The organism is Thermodesulfobium narugense DSM 14796, assembly GCF_000212395.1.
Classification (GTDB): Bacteria; Thermodesulfobiota; Thermodesulfobiia; order Thermodesulfobiales; family Thermodesulfobiaceae; genus Thermodesulfobium; species Thermodesulfobium narugense.
In genome coordinates this window covers 805,620-829,453 of the sequence record NC_015499.1, presented here as the reverse complement: position 1 = coordinate 829,453, position 23,834 = coordinate 805,620, and the positions used below count along the sequence as shown (strand labels likewise).

The 23,834-nt window shown below is 30.8% G+C and carries 15 protein-coding genes and 1 CRISPR repeat array; of the genes, 3 read left to right on the top strand and 12 right to left on the bottom strand.

Annotated features, from left to right (window positions below; translation table 11 throughout):
- Positions 1-5 precede the first annotated feature (5 nt).
- The gene (gene kdpC, locus THENA_RS04255; RefSeq protein WP_013756190.1) at positions 6-587 is read left to right on the top strand and encodes a potassium-transporting ATPase subunit KdpC; all 582 of its coding nucleotides are present in this window, start codon (positions 6-8) and stop codon (positions 585-587) included.
- Entirely contained in the window at positions 577-2,511 is a 1,935-nt protein-coding gene (locus tag THENA_RS09615; RefSeq protein ID WP_013756189.1) for a DUF4118 domain-containing protein, read from the top strand. The genes kdpC and THENA_RS09615 overlap by 11 nt, the downstream gene beginning before the upstream one ends.
- Before the next feature lie 19 nt (positions 2,512-2,530).
- Here the strand turns inward: THENA_RS09615 and THENA_RS04245 are convergent, their stop codons facing one another.
- Entirely contained in the window at positions 2,531-3,385 is an 855-nt protein-coding gene (locus THENA_RS04245) for a metallophosphoesterase family protein (RefSeq protein ID WP_013756188.1), read from the bottom strand.
- A 119-nt stretch (positions 3,386-3,504) separates the two neighbouring features.
- On the opposite strand from THENA_RS04245, the gene THENA_RS04240 reads away from it, so the two are divergent.
- On the top strand, positions 3,505-5,109 hold the full coding sequence (locus THENA_RS04240; RefSeq protein ID WP_013756187.1) for a DHA2 family efflux MFS transporter permease subunit: 1,605 nt from the start codon (positions 3,505-3,507) through the stop codon (positions 5,107-5,109).
- Between the two features lie 45 nt (positions 5,110-5,154).
- Here the strand turns inward: THENA_RS04240 and THENA_RS04235 are convergent, their stop codons facing one another.
- The 11 genes from THENA_RS04235 to cas1b all read right to left on the bottom strand — a co-directional run bounded on the left by THENA_RS04235 (position 5,155) and on the right by cas1b (position 23,826).
- Entirely contained in the window at positions 5,155-7,164 is a 2,010-nt protein-coding gene (locus tag THENA_RS04235) for a TIGR03986 family type III CRISPR-associated RAMP protein (RefSeq protein WP_013756186.1), read from the bottom strand.
- A 17-nt stretch (positions 7,165-7,181) separates the two neighbouring features.
- The gene (csx19, locus tag THENA_RS04230) at positions 7,182-7,742 is read right to left on the bottom strand and encodes a type III-D CRISPR-associated protein Csx19 (RefSeq protein WP_013756185.1); all 561 of its coding nucleotides are present in this window, start codon (positions 7,740-7,742) and stop codon (positions 7,182-7,184) included.
- On the bottom strand, positions 7,732-9,135 hold the full coding sequence (locus THENA_RS04225) for an RAMP superfamily CRISPR-associated protein (RefSeq protein WP_013756184.1): 1,404 nt from the start codon (positions 9,133-9,135) through the stop codon (positions 7,732-7,734). Before THENA_RS04225 ends, csx19 begins: the two co-directional genes overlap by 11 nt.
- Entirely contained in the window at positions 9,125-11,329 is a 2,205-nt protein-coding gene (locus THENA_RS04220) for an RAMP superfamily CRISPR-associated protein (RefSeq protein WP_013756183.1), read from the bottom strand. Before THENA_RS04220 ends, THENA_RS04225 begins: the two co-directional genes overlap by 11 nt.
- Complete coding sequence (locus THENA_RS04215; RefSeq protein ID WP_013756182.1) at positions 11,326-12,825, bottom strand: Cas10/Cmr2 second palm domain-containing protein; 1,500 nt, start codon at positions 12,823-12,825, stop codon at positions 11,326-11,328. Before THENA_RS04215 ends, THENA_RS04220 begins: the two co-directional genes overlap by 4 nt.
- Positions 12,822-14,156, bottom strand: a complete 1,335-nt coding sequence (locus THENA_RS04210) for a DUF1887 family protein (protein WP_013756181.1) — start codon at positions 14,154-14,156, stop codon at positions 12,822-12,824. The genes THENA_RS04215 and THENA_RS04210 overlap by 4 nt, the downstream gene beginning before the upstream one ends.
- Before the next feature lie 229 nt (positions 14,157-14,385).
- Positions 14,386-15,159 (bottom strand): IS21-like element helper ATPase IstB, encoded by a 774-nt coding sequence (istB, locus tag THENA_RS04205; RefSeq protein ID WP_013756180.1) that lies wholly within the window; start codon positions 15,157-15,159, stop codon positions 14,386-14,388.
- Positions 15,146-16,261: a Mu transposase domain-containing protein gene (locus THENA_RS04200; protein ID WP_041437934.1), complete on the bottom strand. Its 1,116-nt coding sequence runs from the start codon at positions 16,259-16,261 to the stop codon at positions 15,146-15,148. The genes istB and THENA_RS04200 overlap by 14 nt, the downstream gene beginning before the upstream one ends.
- Entirely contained in the window at positions 16,231-16,626 is a 396-nt protein-coding gene (locus tag THENA_RS04195) for a DNA-binding protein (protein WP_041437933.1), read from the bottom strand. Before THENA_RS04195 ends, THENA_RS04200 begins: the two co-directional genes overlap by 31 nt.
- Before the next feature lie 150 nt (positions 16,627-16,776).
- Positions 16,777-22,418: a CRISPR direct-repeat array (repeat unit 30 nt; unit sequence GTTTCAATTCCTCATAGGTATCGTAAAAAC).
- 146 nt (positions 22,419-22,564) lie between these two features.
- Positions 22,565-22,831 (bottom strand): CRISPR-associated endonuclease Cas2, encoded by a 267-nt coding sequence (gene cas2, locus THENA_RS04190; protein WP_013756179.1) that lies wholly within the window; start codon positions 22,829-22,831, stop codon positions 22,565-22,567.
- Positions 22,831-23,826: a type I-B CRISPR-associated endonuclease Cas1b gene (gene cas1b / locus THENA_RS04185; RefSeq protein WP_041437932.1), complete on the bottom strand. Its 996-nt coding sequence runs from the start codon at positions 23,824-23,826 to the stop codon at positions 22,831-22,833. Before cas1b ends, cas2 begins: the two co-directional genes overlap by 1 nt.
- Between the last annotated feature and the right edge of the window lie 8 nt (positions 23,827-23,834).

Sequence of the window (23,834 nt, the reverse complement as noted above, 5' to 3'; positions counted from 1 at the left end):
TATATATGAAAAATTTAAAAAGCTGCATAATAATTTTTATAATTCTAACCTTTATTACTGGAATTGTCTATCCCTTATTTATTACAGCCATCGGACAAATATTTTTCCCTTGGCAAGCCAATGGAAGTTTAATATATCGAAACAATGCTGTAGTAGGTTCTACCTTGATCGGTCAGTTCTTTAATAAAAGGTCTGATTTGTTTTGGTCAAGGCCTTCAGGAACACCTGATCACCCATACAACGCAACCTCCAGTGGGGGTTCAAATTTAGGCCCTACTAATCCAAAGCTTATTTCAAAAATAGAAAACAGAATCAATTTCCTAAAGGAAAATAAAATGGATTTGCCAGTTCCCTCTGATCTGGTAATGGGATCAGCTAGCGGACTAGATCCTGATATCACACCGCAAGCAGCTTTAGCTCAGATTCCGAGAATTTCAAAAGCTACCAATATACCTGAAGAAACCTTAAAAAAGCTTGTAATTAATAACGTTGAACCAAGAGAGTTTGGCATTCTGGGTGCCAAAAGGGTAAATGTTTTAAACTTGAACCTAAAACTTCTTGAATTAGAGAAAGAATATGAAAGATGATGATCTAAAGAGACCAACACCAGAAGAAATGCTTCAAGTAGCCAAGAGCGAAGAAAAGGCTAAAAAGGGACAGCTTACAATTTATCTTGGATATGCTCCTGGAGTAGGCAAAACATATTCTATGCTTAGCGACGCGCATTTAAGAAAAAATGAAGGCATTGATATCGTAGTTGGATATGCTGAAACCCACAATCGTCCCGAAACAGAAAAACTTTTAGAAGGCCTGGAGGTTATTCCTCCATTAATAGTAGAATACAAAGGTATAAAACTAAAAGAAGTAGATTTTGAAAAGATACTCAAAAGAAGGCCACAAATAGCTATTATAGACGAACTTGCCCATACCAATCCTCCAAGCTTTACAAATTCCAAAAGATATCAAGACATAGAAGAATTACTAAATGCTGGAATAGACGTTTATACAGCTGTTAACGTACAACACATTGAAAGCTTTAAGGATATTGTTTTACAGGTTTCAAAAATCTCTATAAAAGAAACAGTACCAGATAGTTTTTTCCAACAAGCTTTTGAGATAAAACTCGTTGACATTACCCCTGAAGAACTTTTGAAGAGGCTAAAAGAAGGCAAAATATACGTTGAAAATATGGCAAAGAGTGCAATTGATCAATATTTCAAAGTTGGGAATCTTTTAGCTTTAAGGCAAATTGCATTAAGAGTTGTAGCAGATAGCGTAGATGAAAAAATGCGTTTGTATATGATACAGCATGCAATAGCAGGTCCCTGGTCAATAAAGAAAAAAGTACTCGTAGGGGTCTTTGCAAGCCCTTATGCAAAACAGCTCGTTAGAGCTACATATAGATTTGCTAACGAAATAGATGCTCAATGGATTGCTCTCCACGTAGAAACACAAAAAAACAAGACTTTTACAAAAGAAGAGATTGATTGGCTTAACGGAGCACTTGATTTAGTTAGAACACTTGGCGGTCAAATTGTTTGGTTAAAGGGAGACGATGCAGCAAAAGAAATAATTGATTATGCAAAAAGCCATAACGTTACAAAAATTGTTATAGGAAAACCTAAGAAGTTTAGTTTATTCTCAAGAAGCATACCCGAAAAACTAATTACAGGAACCAAAAACATTGATATATATATGCTCGATCTGAAAGAAGAAAAAATAAATCTTAAGAAGAAAAAAATTGAATTTATTTACTCAAATCAATATGTAATAGCTCTATTTAACATATTTGTAGTATCAATTTTTGGGTATATTTTAAGAGAATACCTAAATAACATAAATATGATCTCGCTATTTTTTTTAGCATTAATTTTTAACGCTTTATTTCTTCAATTTTTACCTGTGTTGTTATCCACCTTTGCAAGTTTATTAATCTTTGATTTTTTATTTATACAACCTTATTATAGTTTTGCAATATCAGATTTGAATTATTTTCTTACATTCATAGTATATTCAGTAGCAGTCTTAACTATAAATATATTAGCGTCAAAACTCAAAACTATAATTAAAACTTTAAAAGAAAGTCAAAAGAGAGAAATCGGATTGTACGAATTTAGTACAGATCTTGTGATGGCAAGAAATATTAATCAAGTTTTATCATTAACCATAAATCATATTAAAAAATTATTTTTGTTCGAAACAGCGATATTTATAAGAGAAAAGGAAAAGATAAAGCTCGGCGCAAAAACAGAAAAATTCGAAATTAGCCCTGAAATCAAAGGAATAGCATCGTGGTGCTTAATAAACAAAAAAGCAGCAGGACTTGGAACTGAAACCTTTTCAAACACAAACTCACTTTATTTGCCAATGCTTACTGCAAAAGATTCTTATGGAGTAATAGCTATTAAAATCACAAATAAAAAGAATTTTAAAATTGATGATAGAATAGCACTCGACGCTATAACCAGACTTAGTGCTATGGCTTTGGAAAGAATATATAATTTAGCTTAATTGAAATTTCTAAAGTTAATCAGGTTAACAATTTATCAGCATCAAAAAAGTTTCTCAATTGAAGTTCCTCAACAGAAACTACGCCTTTTGTTACTTTTACGCGAAGAATGTTGTATGATGGATCTCCAAAATTTAAGGCATAAATCCTCCCACCTGCCCCACCTGAGATATAATAATTAACCCCTTTGATAACTTTGTGATCATAGAGATGAATGTGACCCTGAAAAACTGCATTTACCTGGTGTTTTGAAACTATATCTATTACTTCCTTATTTCCTTTATAATACGAATGAATCCACCAATCTTCGTAAGATGGCGGTTCATGCATAGCTACAAATTGAATCTTGCAACCATCTGTAAGTTCTTTATCCAGGAAATAATGTTGATCTTTTCTTACAATGCCTTCAGAATTATCTATACACACAAGCTTTAAATCTAATTTATCAATAGATATTGTATAATTTAGTGGTCCCATATATCTCTCATATAAAGCTTTAGTAGAATTTCTTATTTCATGATTTCCTATTATCGGAAAAATTGGAACATCTTTCAGTATATTACACATATTCAAAAAATCTTTATACTCAAATTCATATCCATCATTTGTCATGTCACCTGTAAAGAGCACAAACATAGGATCATAAGACCTTGCAAGTTCAAAAGCCTTTTTTAGAACCTTATCATTTTTGTGGCTATCCCCCATTACTATAAAAGAAAAATAATCCCTGCCAAAAAATTTATCTCTATTATTTAGAAGTTCTAGAGATCTTAAATAAAGATTATCTTCCTGAGCAAAAAGCTTATTTGGAAATTCAAATAATGCAACAGATGTAAAAAGACCAAAAGTTAATCTAATAAAATCTCTTCGTTTCATAAGAATATTATACTATCCAAAATTAAATTTTTATTTGAATTTAGCTTTCTTAAAATCTAGTTAAAATTTTTATCATCAAAACAAAAAATTGGTATAAAATATTACAAAGAGGTGATAAAATGGGCTTTAGTCAGCTAATGATAACTGTTGCTGTAATGATATGTATTTTTATGTCCTCACTTGATATCAGCATCGTAAACGTAGCTATTCCTACCATTAGAGGTGCAATAGGAGTATCAATTTCTGAAGCTACATGGATTTCTACTTCATATATGCTTGCAAACGTTATAGTAATGCCAGCAATTAACTTCCTTACATCAATGTTTGGCAAAACCAGATGTTTTTTTGCAGGAGTGTTGCTCTTTGGAATTGGATCATTTATGTGTGGTCTTTCATGGAATCTCGAATCAATTATAATTTTTAGAGCTTTGCAAGGGATTGGCGGGGGAGCTTTAATCCCCTTATCTCAAGCAATATTAAGGGAAAACTATCCGCCACACGAACAGGCAAAGGCAATGAGCTTCTTTGGAATAGGTATAGTGCTTGGTCCTGGATTGGGACCAACTATAGGCGGATGGATAACCGACAATATTAGTTGGAACTGGATTTTTTACATAAATATTCCATTTGTAATCATCGATTTGATCTTAATTTATTTCTTTATACTAAACAGATCAGAAAAATTTTCAAAGGACATAAAAGTCGACTATATAGGTTTGATTACAATGGCAATAGGTCTTGGAGCACTTCAGGTAATGCTTGAAAAAGGACAGGAAAACAACTGGTTTAGTTCACAATTCATAGTGAATCTCGCTATTACTTCAGTAGTTTTTCTTACTTTATTTACAATAAGAGAATTGACCTGCGAAAAACCTGCAGTAAATCTAAAATTATTAAAAAATTTTGGCTTTTCCAATCCTACAGTCATTCAGGGAATATTTGGGATGGGACTTTTTGCGGGGTTATTTTTGATTCCTATCTTATTCCAGGAAGCACTGGGATACAGCGCTACTGAAGCAGGAATTGGAATGATACCTAGAAGCATTTCAATGGCAATGTTTATGCCTATTGCTGGAAGACTTTATAATAGAACAGGTGCTAAAAAAATGATAATGTTTGCTTCAGCTTTAATTTCACTCAGTTTCTTACCGCTTAGTTTTATGAGTTTAAATACATCTGCCTGGGATCTATTCTGGCCTCAATTCGTTCAAGGCATTGCTTTTGCTTTTATATTTGTATCGCTAAGTACTGTAGCTCTTATGGCTCTTGAACGAAAAGATATAGTTTCAGGTGCTGGACTTTACAACCTTGTTAGAGTCCTTTGCGGAAGCATAGGCACTGCAGTTTTTGCCACAGAACTTGAAAATTATCAGACCATAAACAGATTTTACTTGACAGAACACGTTATAACAAACAGCCCCTACAGCGTTCAGGGTTTTATGACAAACCCAGCAACGCTTCTAAGTCCTTATACAACTTCACCAGCAATCACCAACTTTTTTGCCGGGATAAATCAGCTACTTCTGATGCAGGGAGCAAGCGCAGCAGATCTTCCAAACAAGGCTTATACAATGCTTAGCAATTTTGTAGACAGGCAGGCTCTAATAATGGCTTTTAACAACGTATTTTTCACGCTTTGTTTACTATTTTGTGTCTCTTTTATTTTAAGCTTATTTATAGTAGAAAAGAAGTCTAGCTGGCATAGAGAAGGAGGAAGCGAGTAAAAGTTTCTAATTTTTAAGCCAGAAAATTATTGTAATATCTTACTTTTACAGAAGATTACATATTTTATTGGGATATGGCAAAACTTTTTTATTTTTATATTCATTACACTTATTATCACTTTTAAAATCAGAACAAATACAATCATATTCGTTTTTTGGGCATTCTATCATCATATATCTTGTTTTTTCAAGCCAATTTTGAATATCAGTATTATCCCAATTTAACATTGCCTTTAATTGTTTTAACCTTGGTGTGTCCCAAAGAGAATTTTTATTATTTCTGTCTTTATGAGAAATATTCTTTAAAATATACTTTTCAAATGCTACTTTAAACTCATTTTTTTCACTTGTTTTATCTTCATCCCCTAAGTTCCATTTATCATTATTAAATAATGACGAATATCTTTTTTTTCTATCTATTATAAATAAACTCGGTTTTATTTCTATACTTCCCAAACCTAATGGTTTACCCATACCAATCTTATGGCAACAATTTTCTGGTAAATCTAATACAAATAATAAAGTGCCTAACTCTTCTTTTGTGAGATTTTCAAAACGTATACGCGATTTGAATTTAACATTTTTTTTGATAGGTTTTACAGTAGTATGCTGAGTATCATTTATTGCTTTTCCTTCACTCCAACTGTATTTTTCTGTTGAATCATCTGGTGTATTCCTATGCCAGTAAAGTTTATAGCCTCTAATAAGTGCGTCTTTATCATCCCAATGTTTAAGTTTATTTAAATCAGTATTTTCTTCTTCAGGCTGCTCTAAGTAAAGCTGAAAAGCCGTAGGTTTTGGTGAAGCAAGAATCTTAGGCGAAGTCTCTTCCATAAATATATCACTTTGACCTTCATCTAAAACAGCATCTTCAAAAAATACTCTACTTGCCCATTTGCTTTCTTTCCCAAAAATAGCTTCTGTAAAATCTATTATATCGTCTGATTTTAAGTTTTCGGATACATGAGCACCTATTGTTAAATCATAAGGCAATCTAAAGAATCCCGTATGCCCAAATGCTAATTTTTTGTTCCTATTTTTATCCTCATACTCAACATAAAATACAGGAACACCATTGGGTAATTCTACTTTTTCATTGTTTGATAACGTAACCTCTTTATCCTTAGCCATTTTTAAAATGTCATAGTATTCGGGTATATTCCTATTTGTGTCGTTTTTATAATCTTTCAAGTCATTTTCAGATAATTTTATAAAATCACCTGAATTACTAATAGATTTCACAATCCAATTTTTCCTTTTCCCCTGCATACCTCCAGACCAAACTTTATAATCATTATTATCTATTTCTATCATAAATTTTTTAGATGTATCTTTAAATCTATCATAGCTCGCTGGAATAATCTTATATTTCCCTTTATCATATATAAGATATCCAGCTTTTATTTTATCATTATTAATTTTAGAAGAATATATATCTTTTAAAGTAGACCTCTTGCCAGCAACATCTCTATAATATAACCTTTTATCTTTATCAAACAAGACAAATTTCCCAAAAGAAACAATCTCCACCAAAGTCCTGCTCATCCCTCTTAAAGAACTACCAGGGATTATTGGTTTACCATCTTTTATAGAAAAAAACTCACTTTCTTCTTTATCTCGTCTTATATATACAGGCGTTTTTGTAGTAATTAAAAGGTCTATATACCCTGAATATCTATCTTTATGATATTTATTAAACTCAGGAATATCTTGTGCTTTTACTACACATTCATTTAGTGGAATAAAATTATAAGGAGCTTTAGCAGTTGGTCTATATTGTATTTTTTGTTTAGTTTCATGGTTTTTTTGGTGATTTTCGGTCTTTACATTTTTTTGAGGATCTAAGTTTTTTGATGAATTTGACTTATTATATTCTTTTCCATTAATCACTATTTTCTCAATAACTCCTTTTATTCTTTCAACTTCGCATTCTTTTCCATCAATATTATGAGGTAGGTTAAACCCTTGAGCTTTTAGATTTTTCCCATTTTCAAAAGTTAGTACATAATCATACCCTTTTTTTGTTTTTTGTAAGCTAATTTTAGCTTTTTCCATAATAATACCTCCAAATTTTAAATAACTGATATTTTTAAAAATCTACTGTCAACAAAACCAGCCTGTCCGATTTCATTGTAGCCTATGTAATTTCTTGTGTGTAAAACTAATCTTTTATTATTTAGTTCTTCTATTGACTTATTACCTATAAATTCCTTTGAAATTATATATCTAATTCCTCTTTTTTCAGAAACTTCAATAAATTCACCTTTAACTTTAAATTCAGATCCAGACATTATCTGTTCTGCATCAATATATTCTATTTTTATATCCCCTCCACTACTATCTTCATCTTCTCTATATCTAAATCTAAATTTATCCCCAGACCTCCAAATATATATTTCTTTTTTTTCATTAAAGGCTCGTAATTTTTGAAGATATCTATTAAAATTAGGTGATTCATTATTGTAAAATTTGATTTCACCATTTTGTACTGTTCCAAACAAAACAGCGTAATCAAGCCAGCATACAACATAACCATTTTGTATTTTTTCTATTTTTTCGATAAATTCATTATCCATATCTTTTGCTTCAACTTTTGAGAATGTTACTTCAATTTTATATATATCATCTAACATCCCAATCCCTCACTCTTTCTAAGAATTTTTTAACAAAACCTTCTAATACTTGTTTATTTGTATCATTAATTGCTATCTTATCTGCCTCGTCATCATTTGTAGACTTTTCAATAATATATTTTTGTCCTTTATACACAATTTCTATCTTTTTACCTTTTAAAACTCCTCTGCCTATGTTTTTTTCTCCTCCAATTGGCAAATCTTCGTTCCATAAGTCTTTTAATACCAAAAGTAAAAGTCCAATTTCCCAGTCTTTTGTATCTTTAATTTTTATTTTTAATTGTACATTTTCATCGTTATGCCAAAGAGGTTTAGATTGAAATAAAGCTCCAGACATTACTCCCCCAGTAAACCTGTCAATCTTTATTCTTGTCTGTTCTTTTTCAATCACATCCTCAACTATACTCTCGTCGATAATTATTCTGCTTTTATATTTAGTCTTTTCTTTATTTTCTGTATCAGCCCAACCGAATAATTTTCTTAAATCATTATTTTCTTCTTGATTATTCTTACATAATGTGTTCACAATCTTAAAAACTCTCGACCTTATCGCGCCTTTTAGTGAAGTCCCAGTTAAAACATTTTTGTCATCATATTTTATGTGTACTTTATCCGGATCTTTGGGGTCCGTTGTATATGAACTTATAATAAGTGAGCTCTTTATTGAAAAATCTGCAGTAATAATGCAATCATTATTATCTTTTAAAGGAAGCGAATCTATTTTACTTAAATCTAATTTATCTTTTTGTAAATCCCCGTGCTGTAAGTATTTCAAATAATTTACTCCATCATCGGGAAAATCAAATTTTAATATCTGAAGATTTTTTAACTTAAACCTTCCAAATCCTTTAGTAGTAAATGCACCAAACTGAACCTTACCGGCTCCCAACTCAGTAAGTATAGTTTTTAATATTTTTAGAATCTCAACTTCCTTATCTTTAAAATTTTTTCTTATTTTAATTTCAGCCTTAAATTCAAATTTTAAATCTTTATTAACTATTTCATAATCATATTTTGCTTTATCTTTTGCAATTCCTCTTTTTTCATCTATTGCTACTCCATCTCTTACAGCAATATAGCTTTTATCTTTTCCATTTTTAATCTTTGCATCGCTGACAATAATATGACTTTGAACAGCCTCACTGTTATTTGCATTTTTAGAACCCCAAAAATACTCCCATATTTTTTTATCTTCTTCTTTAAAATTTTTTGAAATGTGATGTCTTAGTGCTCCTACAAAAGAAGTTGCAGGAATATAAGGGTTACCAATCTCATCTTTTATTATTTCTATATCAATAATATCTCCTTTACCTGTACCTATTACAAAAGGTGAAGTGTTTTCTAAAATACCTTTTATGATTATAGTATTTATAAGTTTGGCATTATCGCTCATTTTTCTTCTCCCCCTGCTTATTTAATAATCTCAAGTATCTAAAAAAGCTAATCCAGTATGTTTTTGATAACTCAAAATTATCCAACTGCACATCTAACTCTTGAATAGCTTTTGATAAATTATCATAAAACCTGTTTTCATATTTATCAGAAATATCTAATTTATATAAATCATCCCATAGATTTAAATTTTTTAAGGTTTCACCAGCAGGCTTTTTATCCAGTTCTTTTAATTTTTTTGTTTTCCAGTCATCAAATTTATTAGTTTCAAACAGCATCCCTTCAAGCCGTCCTATCAGATTATTAGAAATAATTTCTTTGTTCCTATATTTATCATGGAAATCCTTTGCTCTTTCAAAAGCTTTAGATTTTAAAATTTCCTCTGCTTTTTTCTTTACTATATCTTCTAAAATAGCTTTTGAGAATTTGGGAGTTATTTCTTCGTTTTTATCGCTATCATCATAGTCAATTTCATAATCTTTTTTCAAAGAGAAATATACACTAACTTTGCCAAATCCTAATTCTGTTTTTTCACCAAAACCATATATTGAAAGATGATTCAATTTTTCTTTTAAATCATTACAACCCTCAATTTTTATTTTAAATACTGAACCTGCTGAATAAGCTAATTCACGTGTATTTTTCATTCTCCAAACACCTATGAAGTTTTCAATATATTTAGTTCTTGCAATAATTTTTTCTACATCAATATCACAATCAAAATGTTTTTTTAGATAATTTTCTAATGCTTTTACAGATATATCAGAAAAACCCCATTCGTTATATAAAATAATAGGAGAAATTGCTACTATAATAAACTCATCTTCCACATCTTCTAAATCGTCTGTGTCTTCTAAATCACCAAATTCTATATTTACTAAGCCATATTGTGCACTTTTTGATCTACCAATAAAAGAGTTAAATTTATCGCCAAATATTCTTTTTATTTCTTCAAGATAGCCTTCATCCCCTATAATAAACCCCTTGAATTCTTCTCCTTCGTTTATTGCCTCATAATAAAAGATTTCTTCTCCTATACTATGTCCTTTTTCTCTGTCTCTTGCATTATGGAAATAAAATGTTGTTGGGACGTCATGATAATAAATTTTATCAGCACTATAACAAACCATTTTATTCACTGGCTTTGTCTTTATGTTTTCAGGAACTTCTTCTAAAATATTGTATACTGAATTAGAATCTTTTCCTTTTTCTTTATGCAAATATAAAGCTGGATAATAAATTTTATTATTTTTAAGTGGATATGCAGGAGTAAATATAATCTCGCCTTTTAAGAATATGTTATGAAAACCATCATCCTCATGGGCAGTCCTACTCAAGTTAAGTTCTTTAATAAATTTACTTGCAAACAAACCTCTAACTGTTGTAGATGGTATATATTTTTCCGTATTAATTGTATTTTGCTCGCCTATCTCTTTTGCTAATACAATCGGAGATAATGTAGTTATCTTGTAAGATATTTTTTTTATATTTTCTTTTTTATTAGCATTAAATTTTTCTGAATCAGAAGATTTAATTTCTTCTTTGATGTCTTTATCATTATCACTATTTAAATATTTAATAGCATCATCAATACTGCTAATTTTAATATCTTCAATAAAGCAACTTATTTCACCAAATCCGCGATTTCTTGATGTACCAATTCTTTTTAAATTAATTGAAGCCAAATACAATAGAGCTTTTTCTTTTTTGCTCAAAGGAGTTATTTCATAAAGTTCACCTTCAAATTCTAAATCAGGCTTTAAAACCCTAAATGTCCTAAGTGAGCCTTCTTTAGCAATTTCTCTATCTTCATCTATAGAAGTTTGCTGCCTTATGGATGTATAATAAGATGCAATTTGAGAAGGATTTATAAAAGTTTTATATTTTTTATTTTTATCATTTTTTAAGTTTTCAATTTCTTTTCTTATATTTTTGTAATTATTTATATATAAATTGCCTATATGCAGCTTTCCTTCTGTAAAACCATCTTCCCCAAATATGCTTTCTACAATACTATATTTTACACCTAATATATCACAAACTTCTTGAGCACTTTCTTTTAATACACCTTTTACACGTCTTGAAGGAATATATGGAAATCCAAAGCCATCTAATACTACATCGCTATCTATTATGCCTGCACCTTCCCCAGAACCTGTTAGCGTGTATGATAATAATTCTATTTTAACCTTCATAATAATCCCTCCGGATAAAAATCTATAAGCTCTATAGCATCAAAATATGGTGTTTTACCATCTATCCATATGTCTAAATGATAGGATCTGTTTGTTATCTCTGGCAATTTTATTCCACTATCTTTTAATTCTTCCACATAAATTTTCGCATTATCTTTATCTTCAAATAGCATTTCTCTTAGTTTCATTACTTTATTTTTGGGAATATTTTTGAATTCTTTAATAATATTCTTCAAATTATCTATTGCCTTTTCATCATTCGTCGAATCTACTCTATAAGGTCCAAAATGAAGATTACCATTTACAGTAGATAAATGTTTATTAAAAATATCATCTAAGCTGCCGCTCCATCCAGATGAAGAGATAAAAAAGTCAATATAAGAACCTTCCTTTTTTCTCGATTCCTTTTTAGCTCTGTCAATTAAATCTTCTGCTAATTTATAAGCTCTATAAAAAGGATATTTCGTCTTTGTTATGCATACACCTCCACATGCAGATAAAGATTCATTGTTTATAGTTTGAGTAGCAAATTCCTTAATAAATATTTCAGCTAACCAAACCCCCAATCTTCCATCTGAAATAAAAGTTATATCATCTCCGCCTAAAACAATTGGTCTTATTGGCAATATGGTTTTGCCATTTTCCGTACTTAATTTAAATTCTCCATCTTTGGAATCAAAAGTTTTACTTTTCTCAATTTTATCTATTAAAATCTCTATCATTTTTTTAAATGTCTTTTCTGTAGCATTCCCCACACCAATCGACAAATTTCTATATTCTATAAGACTTTCGCATTTTGAAAATCTCTCACCCATTTTATTCCCATCAATATGCACAACTGCAATATAGTCTCTGCCCTCTTGTTGACCTAATTCTTCAATGTCGTTTGTTAAGGTATATTTATCATTGAGTATATCTTTTGCTTTGTCTGAAAACTTTAATTTAGCCAAAGCTACTGATGATACAAACTTTCCATCATCATCTTTAAAGGGCTCTGCGCTTTCATTGGTTCTTGGGCAATCAAGTGTAAAACCATATTTAGGTAGTGTAACGTTAGGAAAATATTTGTTTTTATTTTCTTTTAGGTTCTCGTGTAAATTTTTCATAGAATTTTTAAAGTCTTTTAAATCAAATTCATGTATTATCCCAAAAGCTGTTTTTAAACCTGGTACTTTAACTAAAAGAAGCTTCGTATAATTTTTTATAAATTCTGTTGTTTTATCTTTACCTTTAAATAAAACTAAAGCATTTCCTCCACCTATATATCCTATCTCAACTTTATCATTTGCTTGGATTATTTTGATACAAGAAGGATTATTCTTCCATTCGTTAATGTCTATATCCCTGCCAAATGTTATTTTTAAGGCTTCTTTTAGAACATCTTTATATATTTTTTTAACCAAAAATGATGCGCCGATATTTTCTTTTAACTTATTACTTGAAAAAATATATTCCTGTATTGATACAGTATCAATCAATAGTGCACTTAATGTCATCTAAATACCTCCTTACAAATTTTATCTCCAATATCTGCCCAATCATCTATACCAAAAACAATAATCTTATCCTCTGCTGTTCCAGTTACAAAGGATAAATCTTCTTGCAATTTTTTAGTGCCTCTATTACTATCATCTTTATATTCTTTTTTTAGTCCTGTTATTAATATTGCTTTACTTTCATCACCGCCAATCTGTCTTACTCTATGAATTACTTCAAACCCTTTTAATTTGCAATCTCTTTGTCTTTTTGAAGTTGTTAGTGACAAACCTACTAGCTGATAACCATTTATTATGAAAATATCTAATTCAAAATTAGGCGAATTTCCTTTTTGTGCTTTTAATGATATACCTAAATGTTCTTCTTCTTTTAATCCTCTATTCAATAATTCATTTCTTATTTCATTGTAAATGTACCATTCAAACCATTTTCCATCTAAAAATTCTACAGTATCTTTTATACGCTCAGAAAATGCTTTATTATTTGTTATACTGTCATCCGGTATCCATAATTTTTGCTCATCATTTATTCTTTTATCTTCAGGAAATGCATTTAAAATATCCCAAATAAAATCAGGAGTATTGTCATTAAATTTATTTATAGGTGATAAATCATTATTTTTGGAAAGATTATCAATGTGTTGCTTGAATTTGCCTTTATTTTCTAAAATTTTATCGGGTCCTTTAAAAATTTTTCTAAAAGGATCCTCCAGCCATTTTATAAATTCTTCACTTTTTCCATCTTTAACAGCCTTTTCTATTTCCTGTGATATTTCATCAAAACCATTTTTGAATTTTGATTTATAACTGTATGTATCATAAATTTCAAAGCTAACATTTTTATCATATAAATGAATTGATAAAAGTGTATTTATGTCTATTTTTACTTTATCTTTTAGACTTATATCTTCTTCGATATTATCATATATAAGTTTATAAGTTCTTGCATCTAAATAAGAGGCATTAAATTTATCACCAAACTTTTCTTTTAGAAAATTATAAACATGTGCAACCATAGTTTTTGTACCACCAGTATAATTCAAATGAACTTCATCAATATTTCCCTTTGGAAATTTATTTTTTAAATCATCTTTTATACTATTTGGATTAGATATATCAGAAAGAGGCAATAGGGAACAATCATTATTATTTAAATATAAATGTTTTTTTAACTTTTCAGCATATTCACTTGTACTGCTCTGATTAATCTTTTCGTCTTCTTTTGAATAAATAAATATAAATTTATTATACTTATCTTTTAAATAACTCCCAACAACATAATTAGGCAATGGATTTGTGCCTATAAGTAATACTAAACATTTATATCCCATAATTTAAACCTCCCAAAGTAGATATATTTAATTAAATTTATCAACTATTGATTATTGCAAATACTACTGTTTCAATTCCTCATAGGTATCGTAAAAACTTGCTTGGCCAGAACCCTGCAAATTTCCATTTGTGTTTCAATTCCTCATAGGTATCGTAAAAACTGTTAATTATCATGAAAACTGACCCTTTTTTATCACGAATTTTAACCCACCCTTGTTGCTCATAAAATTAATCTTTTTTATCCCTTTCTATTTTTTTGAAGAGTTCTTTCATTCTATAACTCTTTCCAGTTATCAAAAAGGGATAACTGTGATGTAACAACCTGTCTAATATTGCTGATGCTACTACATCATCTCCAAATATTTCACCCCATTCTTCAAATGGCTTATTAGTGGTCAATATTATAGATTTCTTTTCATATCTCTTTGACACAAGTTTAAAAAACAGAGATGAAGCAGACTTGTTGACTTCAAGGTAGCCAAGCTCATCAATTATTATTAAGTCTATTCTTGACAGTAATTCTACATACTCAGCTATCTTAGCGCTAATATTAGCTCTTATTAGTTCTGTCATCAATTCCTCTGCTGTAAAGAATAATACTCTCTTTCTCTGAAGAGCTGCCCTTACTCCTATCCCTACTGCAAGGTGTGTTTTACCTACTCCTGGAGGTCCTACAAATATGATATTTTTTGCATCATCCATAAAATTTAGATTACACAGCTCTCTTATTAGTTTTTCATCTACTTCAGGCTGAAAACTAAAGTCATACTCTTCTATAGTCTTTATAAATGGGAACTTTGCCTTTTTTAACTTTGCCTTGACAGAATTATCTACCCTTGAATCCGCTTGAATTTTTAATACGTTGTACAAAAACTGCTGATAGCTTATTTTGCTCTTTGCTGCATCTTCTGCTTCTTTTATGAATATATCCTTTATTAAAGGCAAAGATAATATTTTGCAGTAATACGTTATTGCCTCTGTAAGATTGTTAGTCTTTTGCATAAGCATACTCCTGTAGTGACCTTTTTACATTTTTAGAAGGTATTTGAGTTGTTTTTATTGTTAGGGATAAAGAATCTTCTTTAAGACTATATTTTTGCAGTTCACCTTTAACAAAATGGTAGTTAAAGATATCATATTTTATGCATTCCTGCATGACTGAAATACAGGATAAGGTATCATAGTATCCAAAAAGAGATAAAATATGTCTTAAATGATATTTTGGATTTAAGCCTTTCTTGTTTTTAATGCGATCTAGAAATAGATCTTTGTCATTAAACATAGAAAAGTGCTCCAGAAACCTGTGACTTAAACTATCAAAGGAACTCTCTTCTACCATGTTGTTATAGTTTTTGTAATGGCTCTTGTTTATTACAATATTTCCTTTGTTTTTTGGTATTGTATGCTCAGCTATTAATTTCTTAGTCTGTGAGTATATATAAAGCTTTATTCCTTTATAGGTTGTAACCCAAGCATCTTTACCTGAAAAATAATGCGGTACAGAATATCTGTTACCATTGTAGCTTATTAGACAATCTGAAGTTACCTTTCTTGATTCAAGAAATGATGATAAAAATAGCTCTTTTTCAGGCAAAGAAATTAAGAGTTCTCTCTCTCTTTCAAAGAACTGATTAGGGACTCCCTTAATAGTGCTGTGATAAAGATTATTAAATTCCTCTTGAAATCTCTTCAGCTTAAAATAAAAATCTTCAAACGAATCAAAATTATTATTTTTGATAAAGTGGTGCTCAATAAAGTCAAATGGTTTTTCTACCTTTCCTTTGCTTTCAGGATAATATGGTCTTGAACGGGTAGCCTCTATGCCATAGTATCCACAAAAGTTTAAAAAGGCTTCATTCCACTTGAAATTGTTACGACTTGGATTTGATACAAACTGTTTAGCGTTGTCCACCTGTATCCTTCTACATATACCACCAGCTTCCTTAAAAGATTCTTGTAAAATAGTGAATATTGTACCCTGAGTAATATTAAGGCTCACGTCAAGAAACTTTTTTCTGCTATAACCAAATATCAATGAATGTAAATAAACCTTTATTTTTTCTAAACCAAAACTTACAGTATATTCAGACCAATCATATTGCATTTGTTCACCAGGAGATGTTTCATATGGCTCGTTATGTTTTTGTAGAAATATCCTTTTAACTCTTTGAAATGTTCATTAATGTAACGGTAAACAGCTATGTTAGAGCCATTGTAGCCTTTAGATCTCAGGTTAGATATGATTGCAGATACTCGTTGTCTTTTAAAGACAAAAGCCTCTTTGATAAACTCATGAAATGATTCAAGTTCCTTGTAAACCATCTTTCCCCGCTCATAGGAAGGATAGGTTTCACTCTTAAGAGCCCTTTTTACAGTATTGCGAGATACTCCCAGAATCTTTGCAATCTTTCTTGTTCCCATACTTGGATTACGTTTCTTCAGATTAATTATTGTTACCCAATCTTCCATCCTTAACACCTCTTATCCTCCCTACAAAAAATTTTGTAGGGTATTTTATATTAAGGTGGGTCATTTTTCATGAAAAAACTGGGTCTATTTTACATGAAAATTTACATAAAAACCAAAAACAACCATAAATACAGAATCAAATACACCAAAGTTTCAATTCCTCATAGGTATCGTAAAAACGTATTACCCCTGAACAATTGGCTTGGTATCGCTGGAAATGGTTTCAATTCCTCATAGGTATCGTAAAAACGCAACTTGCCATCCTAGTGGATGGTAAAGAAGTGTGTTTCAATTCCTCATAGGTATCGTAAAAACAGAAAAAGAACAAGAACCAACAGAAAAAGACAGGTTCTTGTTTCAATTCCTCATAGGTATCGTAAAAACTCAAAATTAATTGAAAACGAACAAGCACTAAACAATTACAGTTTCAATTCCTCATAGGTATCGTAAAAACTCATCCCCTCTTACTTCTACTTCTGTAACAATCCCAGTTTCAATTCCTCATAGGTATCGTAAAAACGGTGGTAAACAAGGCTCAAAAACCATGCCCATTTTAGGTTTCAATTCCTCATAGGTATCGTAAAAACTATAAATTATGTTATATGGTATTGATGTATCTGAAAAGTTTCAATTCCTCATAGGTATCGTAAAAACTCTTATAGTATGTACATCAATGCCATATCTTTCCTTGTTTCAATTCCTCATAGGTATCGTAAAAACTTTGTTTGTATACGTTTCCTTTACAAACTTTAATCTGTTTCAATTCCTCATAGGTATCGTAAAAACTTAGGTGGCAACGTTCAAAGAGACATGATTGAAAGTTTCAATTCCTCATAGGTATCGTAAAAACTATATATAATAATAATAAAAAAAATAAAAAATATAGTTTCAATTCCTCATAGGTATCGTAAAAACTCATTTAGATAATCTGTTAGGCTATATATCTTGAACGAGTTTCAATTCCTCATAGGTATCGTAAAAACACAAAACAAAAAACAAAAAAACAACCCTAAAAGCAATAGTTTCAATTCCTCATAGGTATCGTAAAAACTTAAAAATATTTTTGCTCAGTTAGGATATCAATAGTTTCAATTCCTCATAGGTATCGTAAAAACATATCGTTGTAGATGTCTAATGTATTAGGGCTGTTATGTTTCAATTCCTCATAGGTATCGTAAAAACATGCATAAGGCATTTGATTAGCAGCAAAAAACATTGTAGGTTTCAATTCCTCATAGGTATCGTAAAAACTTGGCTCAAAAAGGGCCAATTCCTGGATGAAGAAGAGTTGTTTCAATTCCTCATAGGTATCGTAAAAACGCTAAATTGGTTTGGTCTGTTTCTTTTTGTAAAGCGTTTCAATTCCTCATAGGTATCGTAAAAACCAAACATTGACCCCCCTATATCAAATGGCTTTCTACTGTTTCAATTCCTCATAGGTATCGTAAAAACTGTTTATATATACTCATATTTATGGTAGTATATATGGTTTCAATTCCTCATAGGTATCGTAAAAACCCTGACTTATAAATGCCTGATTGTGCATCGCCTGCAAGTTTCAATTCCTCATAGGTATCGTAAAAACTCAACCACTACCTGCAGGAACAAATACTATTGGAAACGGTTTCAATTCCTCATAGGTATCGTAAAAACCTAATGCTAGTTTAGATTTTACTCTTAGCTTAGACAGTTTCAATTCCTCATAGGTATCGTAAAAACTCAAGAGGGCGAGGATTTGCCTGTACTCCCTCTTTGGTTTCAATTCCTCATAGGTATCGTAAAAACTTAGAGGACGGGAAAATGCACGAACCATCTATTATGTTTCAATTCCTCATAGGTATCGTAAAAACGGGAGTTCACTTGCGTAAAAAGCTCCCTGAAAATCTTGTTTCAATTCCTCATAGGTATCGTAAAAACTGGTATTGATAATTAAAAGTTCTTTGAAAAGTGCGTTTCAATTCCTCATAGGTATCGTAAAAACCTAATTGCTTAAAAAACGCTCGTATTTAAAAAAAACAGTTTCAATTCCTCATAGGTATCGTAAAAACTTGGATGGAACAATTCCTTATCCTACAACATTGTTGTTTCAATTCCTCATAGGTATCGTAAAAACGGGGGTTTTCGTCGATGAAAAGACTTTCGTCGGAGCGCAAATGAGTTTCAATTCCTCATAGGTATCGTAAAAACTCGCTTTGTAATTGTGAATAGCGCTTTATAACAGTATGTTTCAATTCCTCATAGGTATCGTAAAAACGTTACTGGGATTGGTGTGGGCTGGACCCAGACCATCCCAGTTTCAATTCCTCATAGGTATCGTAAAAACGGAACCCCCTTAGATATTTTTCAGGGAGTTCACTTGCGGTTTCAATTCCTCATAGGTATCGTAAAAACTTTTTTTGTTTATATTTATAAGTTTTTCTTATCGTCGTTTCAATTCCTCATAGGTATCGTAAAAACACTTCTTCTGCCTGCCTAAGCAGGACAAGGAAGTCTGTTTCAATTCCTCATAGGTATCGTAAAAACTCAGCGTTTTTGTATATGGGTTATCAGCATTAAACTGTTTCAATTCCTCATAGGTATCGTAAAAACGGAGTCTCTCATATGAGAGCACCCCCTCAAAATCCCGTTTCAATTCCTCATAGGTATCGTAAAAACAAAAAAATAGGGAAGGTAGAACCCCCTCGTGTATTCTGTTTCAATTCCTCATAGGTATCGTAAAAACTCGAACCCCTCTTTTTGCGGGTCATCAACATCGCCGGGTTTCAATTCCTCATAGGTATCGTAAAAACTATATTATATGCTTCAAGTCTATATAGACATATCAACGTTTCAATTCCTCATAGGTATCGTAAAAACAATATATTATATGCTTATAGTACCTATATTGACTTTGTTTCAATTCCTCATAGGTATCGTAAAAACCAAAATCTACTAGAAGGCCGGGTGCTGGATTTAGTCCGTTTCAATTCCTCATAGGTATCGTAAAAACTTGAAGTGCCTCTATTTGAAGAATTTTGCGCCTGTGTGTTTCAATTCCTCATAGGTATCGTAAAAACTCAGGACGAGGAGGTCCTGATACTCTTCTTTCGTGTTTCAATTCCTCATAGGTATCGTAAAAACGGAAGGAGTAAAATGAAATTAATTTTTGAAAAAACTGGTTTCAATTCCTCATAGGTATCGTAAAAACTAAAATAAATATTGCAATGTTAGAAAAAAATGTTGGTTTCAATTCCTCATAGGTATCGTAAAAACTGGAGCAGACCCTTTCTATTGTGACGGATTTGAAAGTTTCAATTCCTCATAGGTATCGTAAAAACTCATTTGAAAAAACTGGTGCTGTTGACCCAGATTGACTGTTTCAATTCCTCATAGGTATCGTAAAAACATAACTATTTGCAAAATCTGATAGTGAAGGGAACGATGTTTCAATTCCTCATAGGTATCGTAAAAACTTTGAATAGTTCTAAATGCTAATCTCATTTCTTCTGTGTTTCAATTCCTCATAGGTATCGTAAAAACAAGGGGAAAATACCTTTTCAGCATTAGAAAATAGAGTTTCAATTCCTCATAGGTATCGTAAAAACTAACCTTTCAGAAGTTCTTTTACAGTTTTTTCAAAAACGTTTCAATTCCTCATAGGTATCGTAAAAACTTAAAGAAATTTTTTATATAACTTGAAGTATCCGAGTTTCAATTCCTCATAGGTATCGTAAAAACTCTGAAGTGAAATTTCTCTATATTCTTTCATTGCTTTGTTTCAATTCCTCATAGGTATCGTAAAAACTCATCATTTATATCACTCCTTTTTTAAAAGTTTCATGTTTCAATTCCTCATAGGTATCGTAAAAACCAGCCGCACCACCATCTTGGTTTCTTTCTTGCACGCTCGTGTTTCAATTCCTCATAGGTATCGTAAAAACCTGGACGAAGAAGAGTTCGAAACCACAACTGCGCTCCGTTTCAATTCCTCATAGGTATCGTAAAAACCCAATGAGGGTTTGTTAATGGAGACGTTGCTACCTTGTTTCAATTCCTCATAGGTATCGTAAAAACCATATATATGCACATGCCAGTCATGGTCAGAAGACGTATAGTTTCAATTCCTCATAGGTATCGTAAAAACTTTTTGTTCATATTTATAAATTTTTCTTATCGACGTTTCAATTCCTCATAGGTATCGTAAAAACTATTCTTTTCTTTTTTTCTTGTCAAGTGTTTTACCCAGTTTCAATTCCTCATAGGTATCGTAAAAACTTTCCTTTTCAGGACACTTCCTGCCCTGACAAGGAACTGTTTCAATTCCTCATAGGTATCGTAAAAACTGGACTAAGGCATTTGCTATATCGTTAATATCTTGTTTAGGTTTCAATTCCTCATAGGTATCGTAAAAACTCAACATATATTGTCATGTCGCCTATATTATAGAGTTCGTTTCAATTCCTCATAGGTATCGTAAAAACAAAAAACAATTGTAACACAACCAAATAACAAAATTGGTTTCAATTCCTCATAGGTATCGTAAAAACTAGTAGTGATCTTGGGGGTTGAGGGAGTTCTTTCTTAGGTTTCAATTCCTCATAGGTATCGTAAAAACTATAGGGACGATGTTTTATATGTCTTTTACACTTTCCTGTTTCAATTCCTCATAGGTATCGTAAAAACAAAAAGTTTCAAAAACAGAAATACCAGTAAATCTTTCTGTTTCAATTCCTCATAGGTATCGTAAAAACCTGAAACTGTGCTTTCTCCACCAGTTCTTCCAAGATTAGTTTCAATTCCTCATAGGTATCGTAAAAACTTACATTTTCTTTTTTTCTGTCAAGCACTTTATTCAGTTTCAATTCCTCATAGGTATCGTAAAAACTGGTTGTTTTGAAACCAAGACAAGCAGCTTCTTCTACGTTTCAATTCCTCATAGGTATCGTAAAAACGTGGATAAAATGATGAAAATTTTTGTGAAAAAGCTGTTTCAATTCCTCATAGGTATCGTAAAAACGAGAAATTTCAATTCAGAAAGTATTTCGTATACTTTCGTTTCAATTCCTCATAGGTATCGTAAAAACGTAACAGAAGACATCAAAAAATTTAAAGAAATTTGTTTCAATTCCTCATAGGTATCGTAAAAACACGATAACGACTTTGTAAGAGAAATAAAAAGAACTTTGTTTCAATTCCTCATAGGTATCGTAAAAACTTAGAAATCGATATTGAAAATATCATTAACGATTACAGTTTCAATTCCTCATAGGTATCGTAAAAACTTGTGACAAATCTATCAAACAAAATATTTATATTGTCATTGTTTCAATTCCTCATAGGTATCGTAAAAACAAAAATTATTGTGGGCATCATCGCATGTCCCAACTGCGTTTCAATTCCTCATAGGTATCGTAAAAACCTGGGATTGGTGTGGGCTGGACCCAGACCATCCCAGTTTCAATTCCTCATAGGTATCGTAAAAACACGACGACGAGTGTAAACTTATTACAGTTTACGCGTTTCAATTCCTCATAGGTATCGTAAAAACTTACTCCTGAACAACTGGCTTGGTATAGATGGAAATGGTTTCAATTCCTCATAGGTATCGTAAAAACGATATTTCAGAAGAAGACAAACTTATTTCTTTTTTGTTTCAATTCCTCATAGGTATCGTAAAAACGGCTTATGTCGACTAGTGAGCTTGAGCGAATAGCGGTTTCAATTCCTCATAGGTATCGTAAAAACTCTCAATGTCTGAGATTATCTTCTTTATATTCGTCCTGGTTTCAATTCCTCATAGGTATCGTAAAAACCACTAGACTTAACTTACTATTTTAGCATATTAAACATGAAGTTCCAAACTTAAAATAATAAAAAAGCTGAATATTTATGCTTTTATTTTAAAAGAAATTCTGTCTATATATCATATATTTGTCATTATTTGGAATCGACAGATAAATTAAATAAAATTAATATCTGTCTTCTTATCCTTTCCAACGACGATTCTATCTGTATATCTTTGAGATTCGAACTTATAAATAATTAAGCTATCGCCTTCTTCTTCATTTATAATCTTTGCTAGATCAGAAATCAATCTTTTTAGTTGTGACTCAGTTAAATTCCCTTCAAAAACTGAATTTTGGACCCATTGTAAATATGCTCTACACTTTTTTAACATCTTTGAACATCGTTTTTCGTTTACATCATAGTACAAGATTATAAACATTACCAATCCATAACAAATGGCTTATATTCATAATCTTCCATAAGAAACTTTTCAATCTTATAACACTCCAATCTTATTAATCTTCTATAACTAACTTCTCTTTTTAAAGTTGAATGTTTTATTGTCTGATTCAATCTTTCCTGTAATACTTCTAAAAACTTTCTACAACCTGATGGTTTCAAAATAATTCCATTTAAATTATTATCAAAATCTCTACTGTCAATTATTCCTTTGTTCAAAACAGCAAATATGGTTCTATCACCAATTACTGGTTTAAATATTTCTGCTATATCCAGATTCAGAGAGAACCTTCTGAAATTAGTTGAATGCAAAAAGCCTATTCGTGGATCTAGATGAGTTTGATATATTTCAGAAAGGCAATAGGTATATATCAAAGAATTAGAAAAGCTAATCAAAGCATTTAAGTAATCTTTAGGAGGTTTTTTCGTACGTTTTTCAAACGTAAAATCGCTATTATTAATAATATTTTTAAACGCACCATAATAAGATTGTTTTATTTTTCCCTCAACATGCATCAATGTCTCAATACTTTCTTGGCACTCAATTTCTTGCACATAACTTTCAATTTCTTCAATAATACTAATTAAATTTTGCCCCCTTCTATTGTAATATTTGAGAATTTTCAATGAATTTTTTGCTGCACCTTCTACAAAGCTTTTTGCAATCTTAAGCCTTCTACCAGTTGTTTCGTATGCTAAAGCTTGTTTTAATATCATATATCCAGAATTATAATGCTCCCGTGGATAAAAACTTCCTACATAATAGTCATAAAAATTAAAAAAGTGAACAATTATTTGTTTTGTTGTTAAAAATTCTAATGTCTTTTTATTAAAATCTACCTCTCCAAATACAAAAATTTCCTTAATATTTTCTACTGGCAAAAATTTTTTAGTTCCATTTTCGCTTTCAAAGAATAAAGTATTATCTTTTCTTTGAATTCTACCGCTATTAAAAATATAAACAGTCTCTTTCATTTTATTAA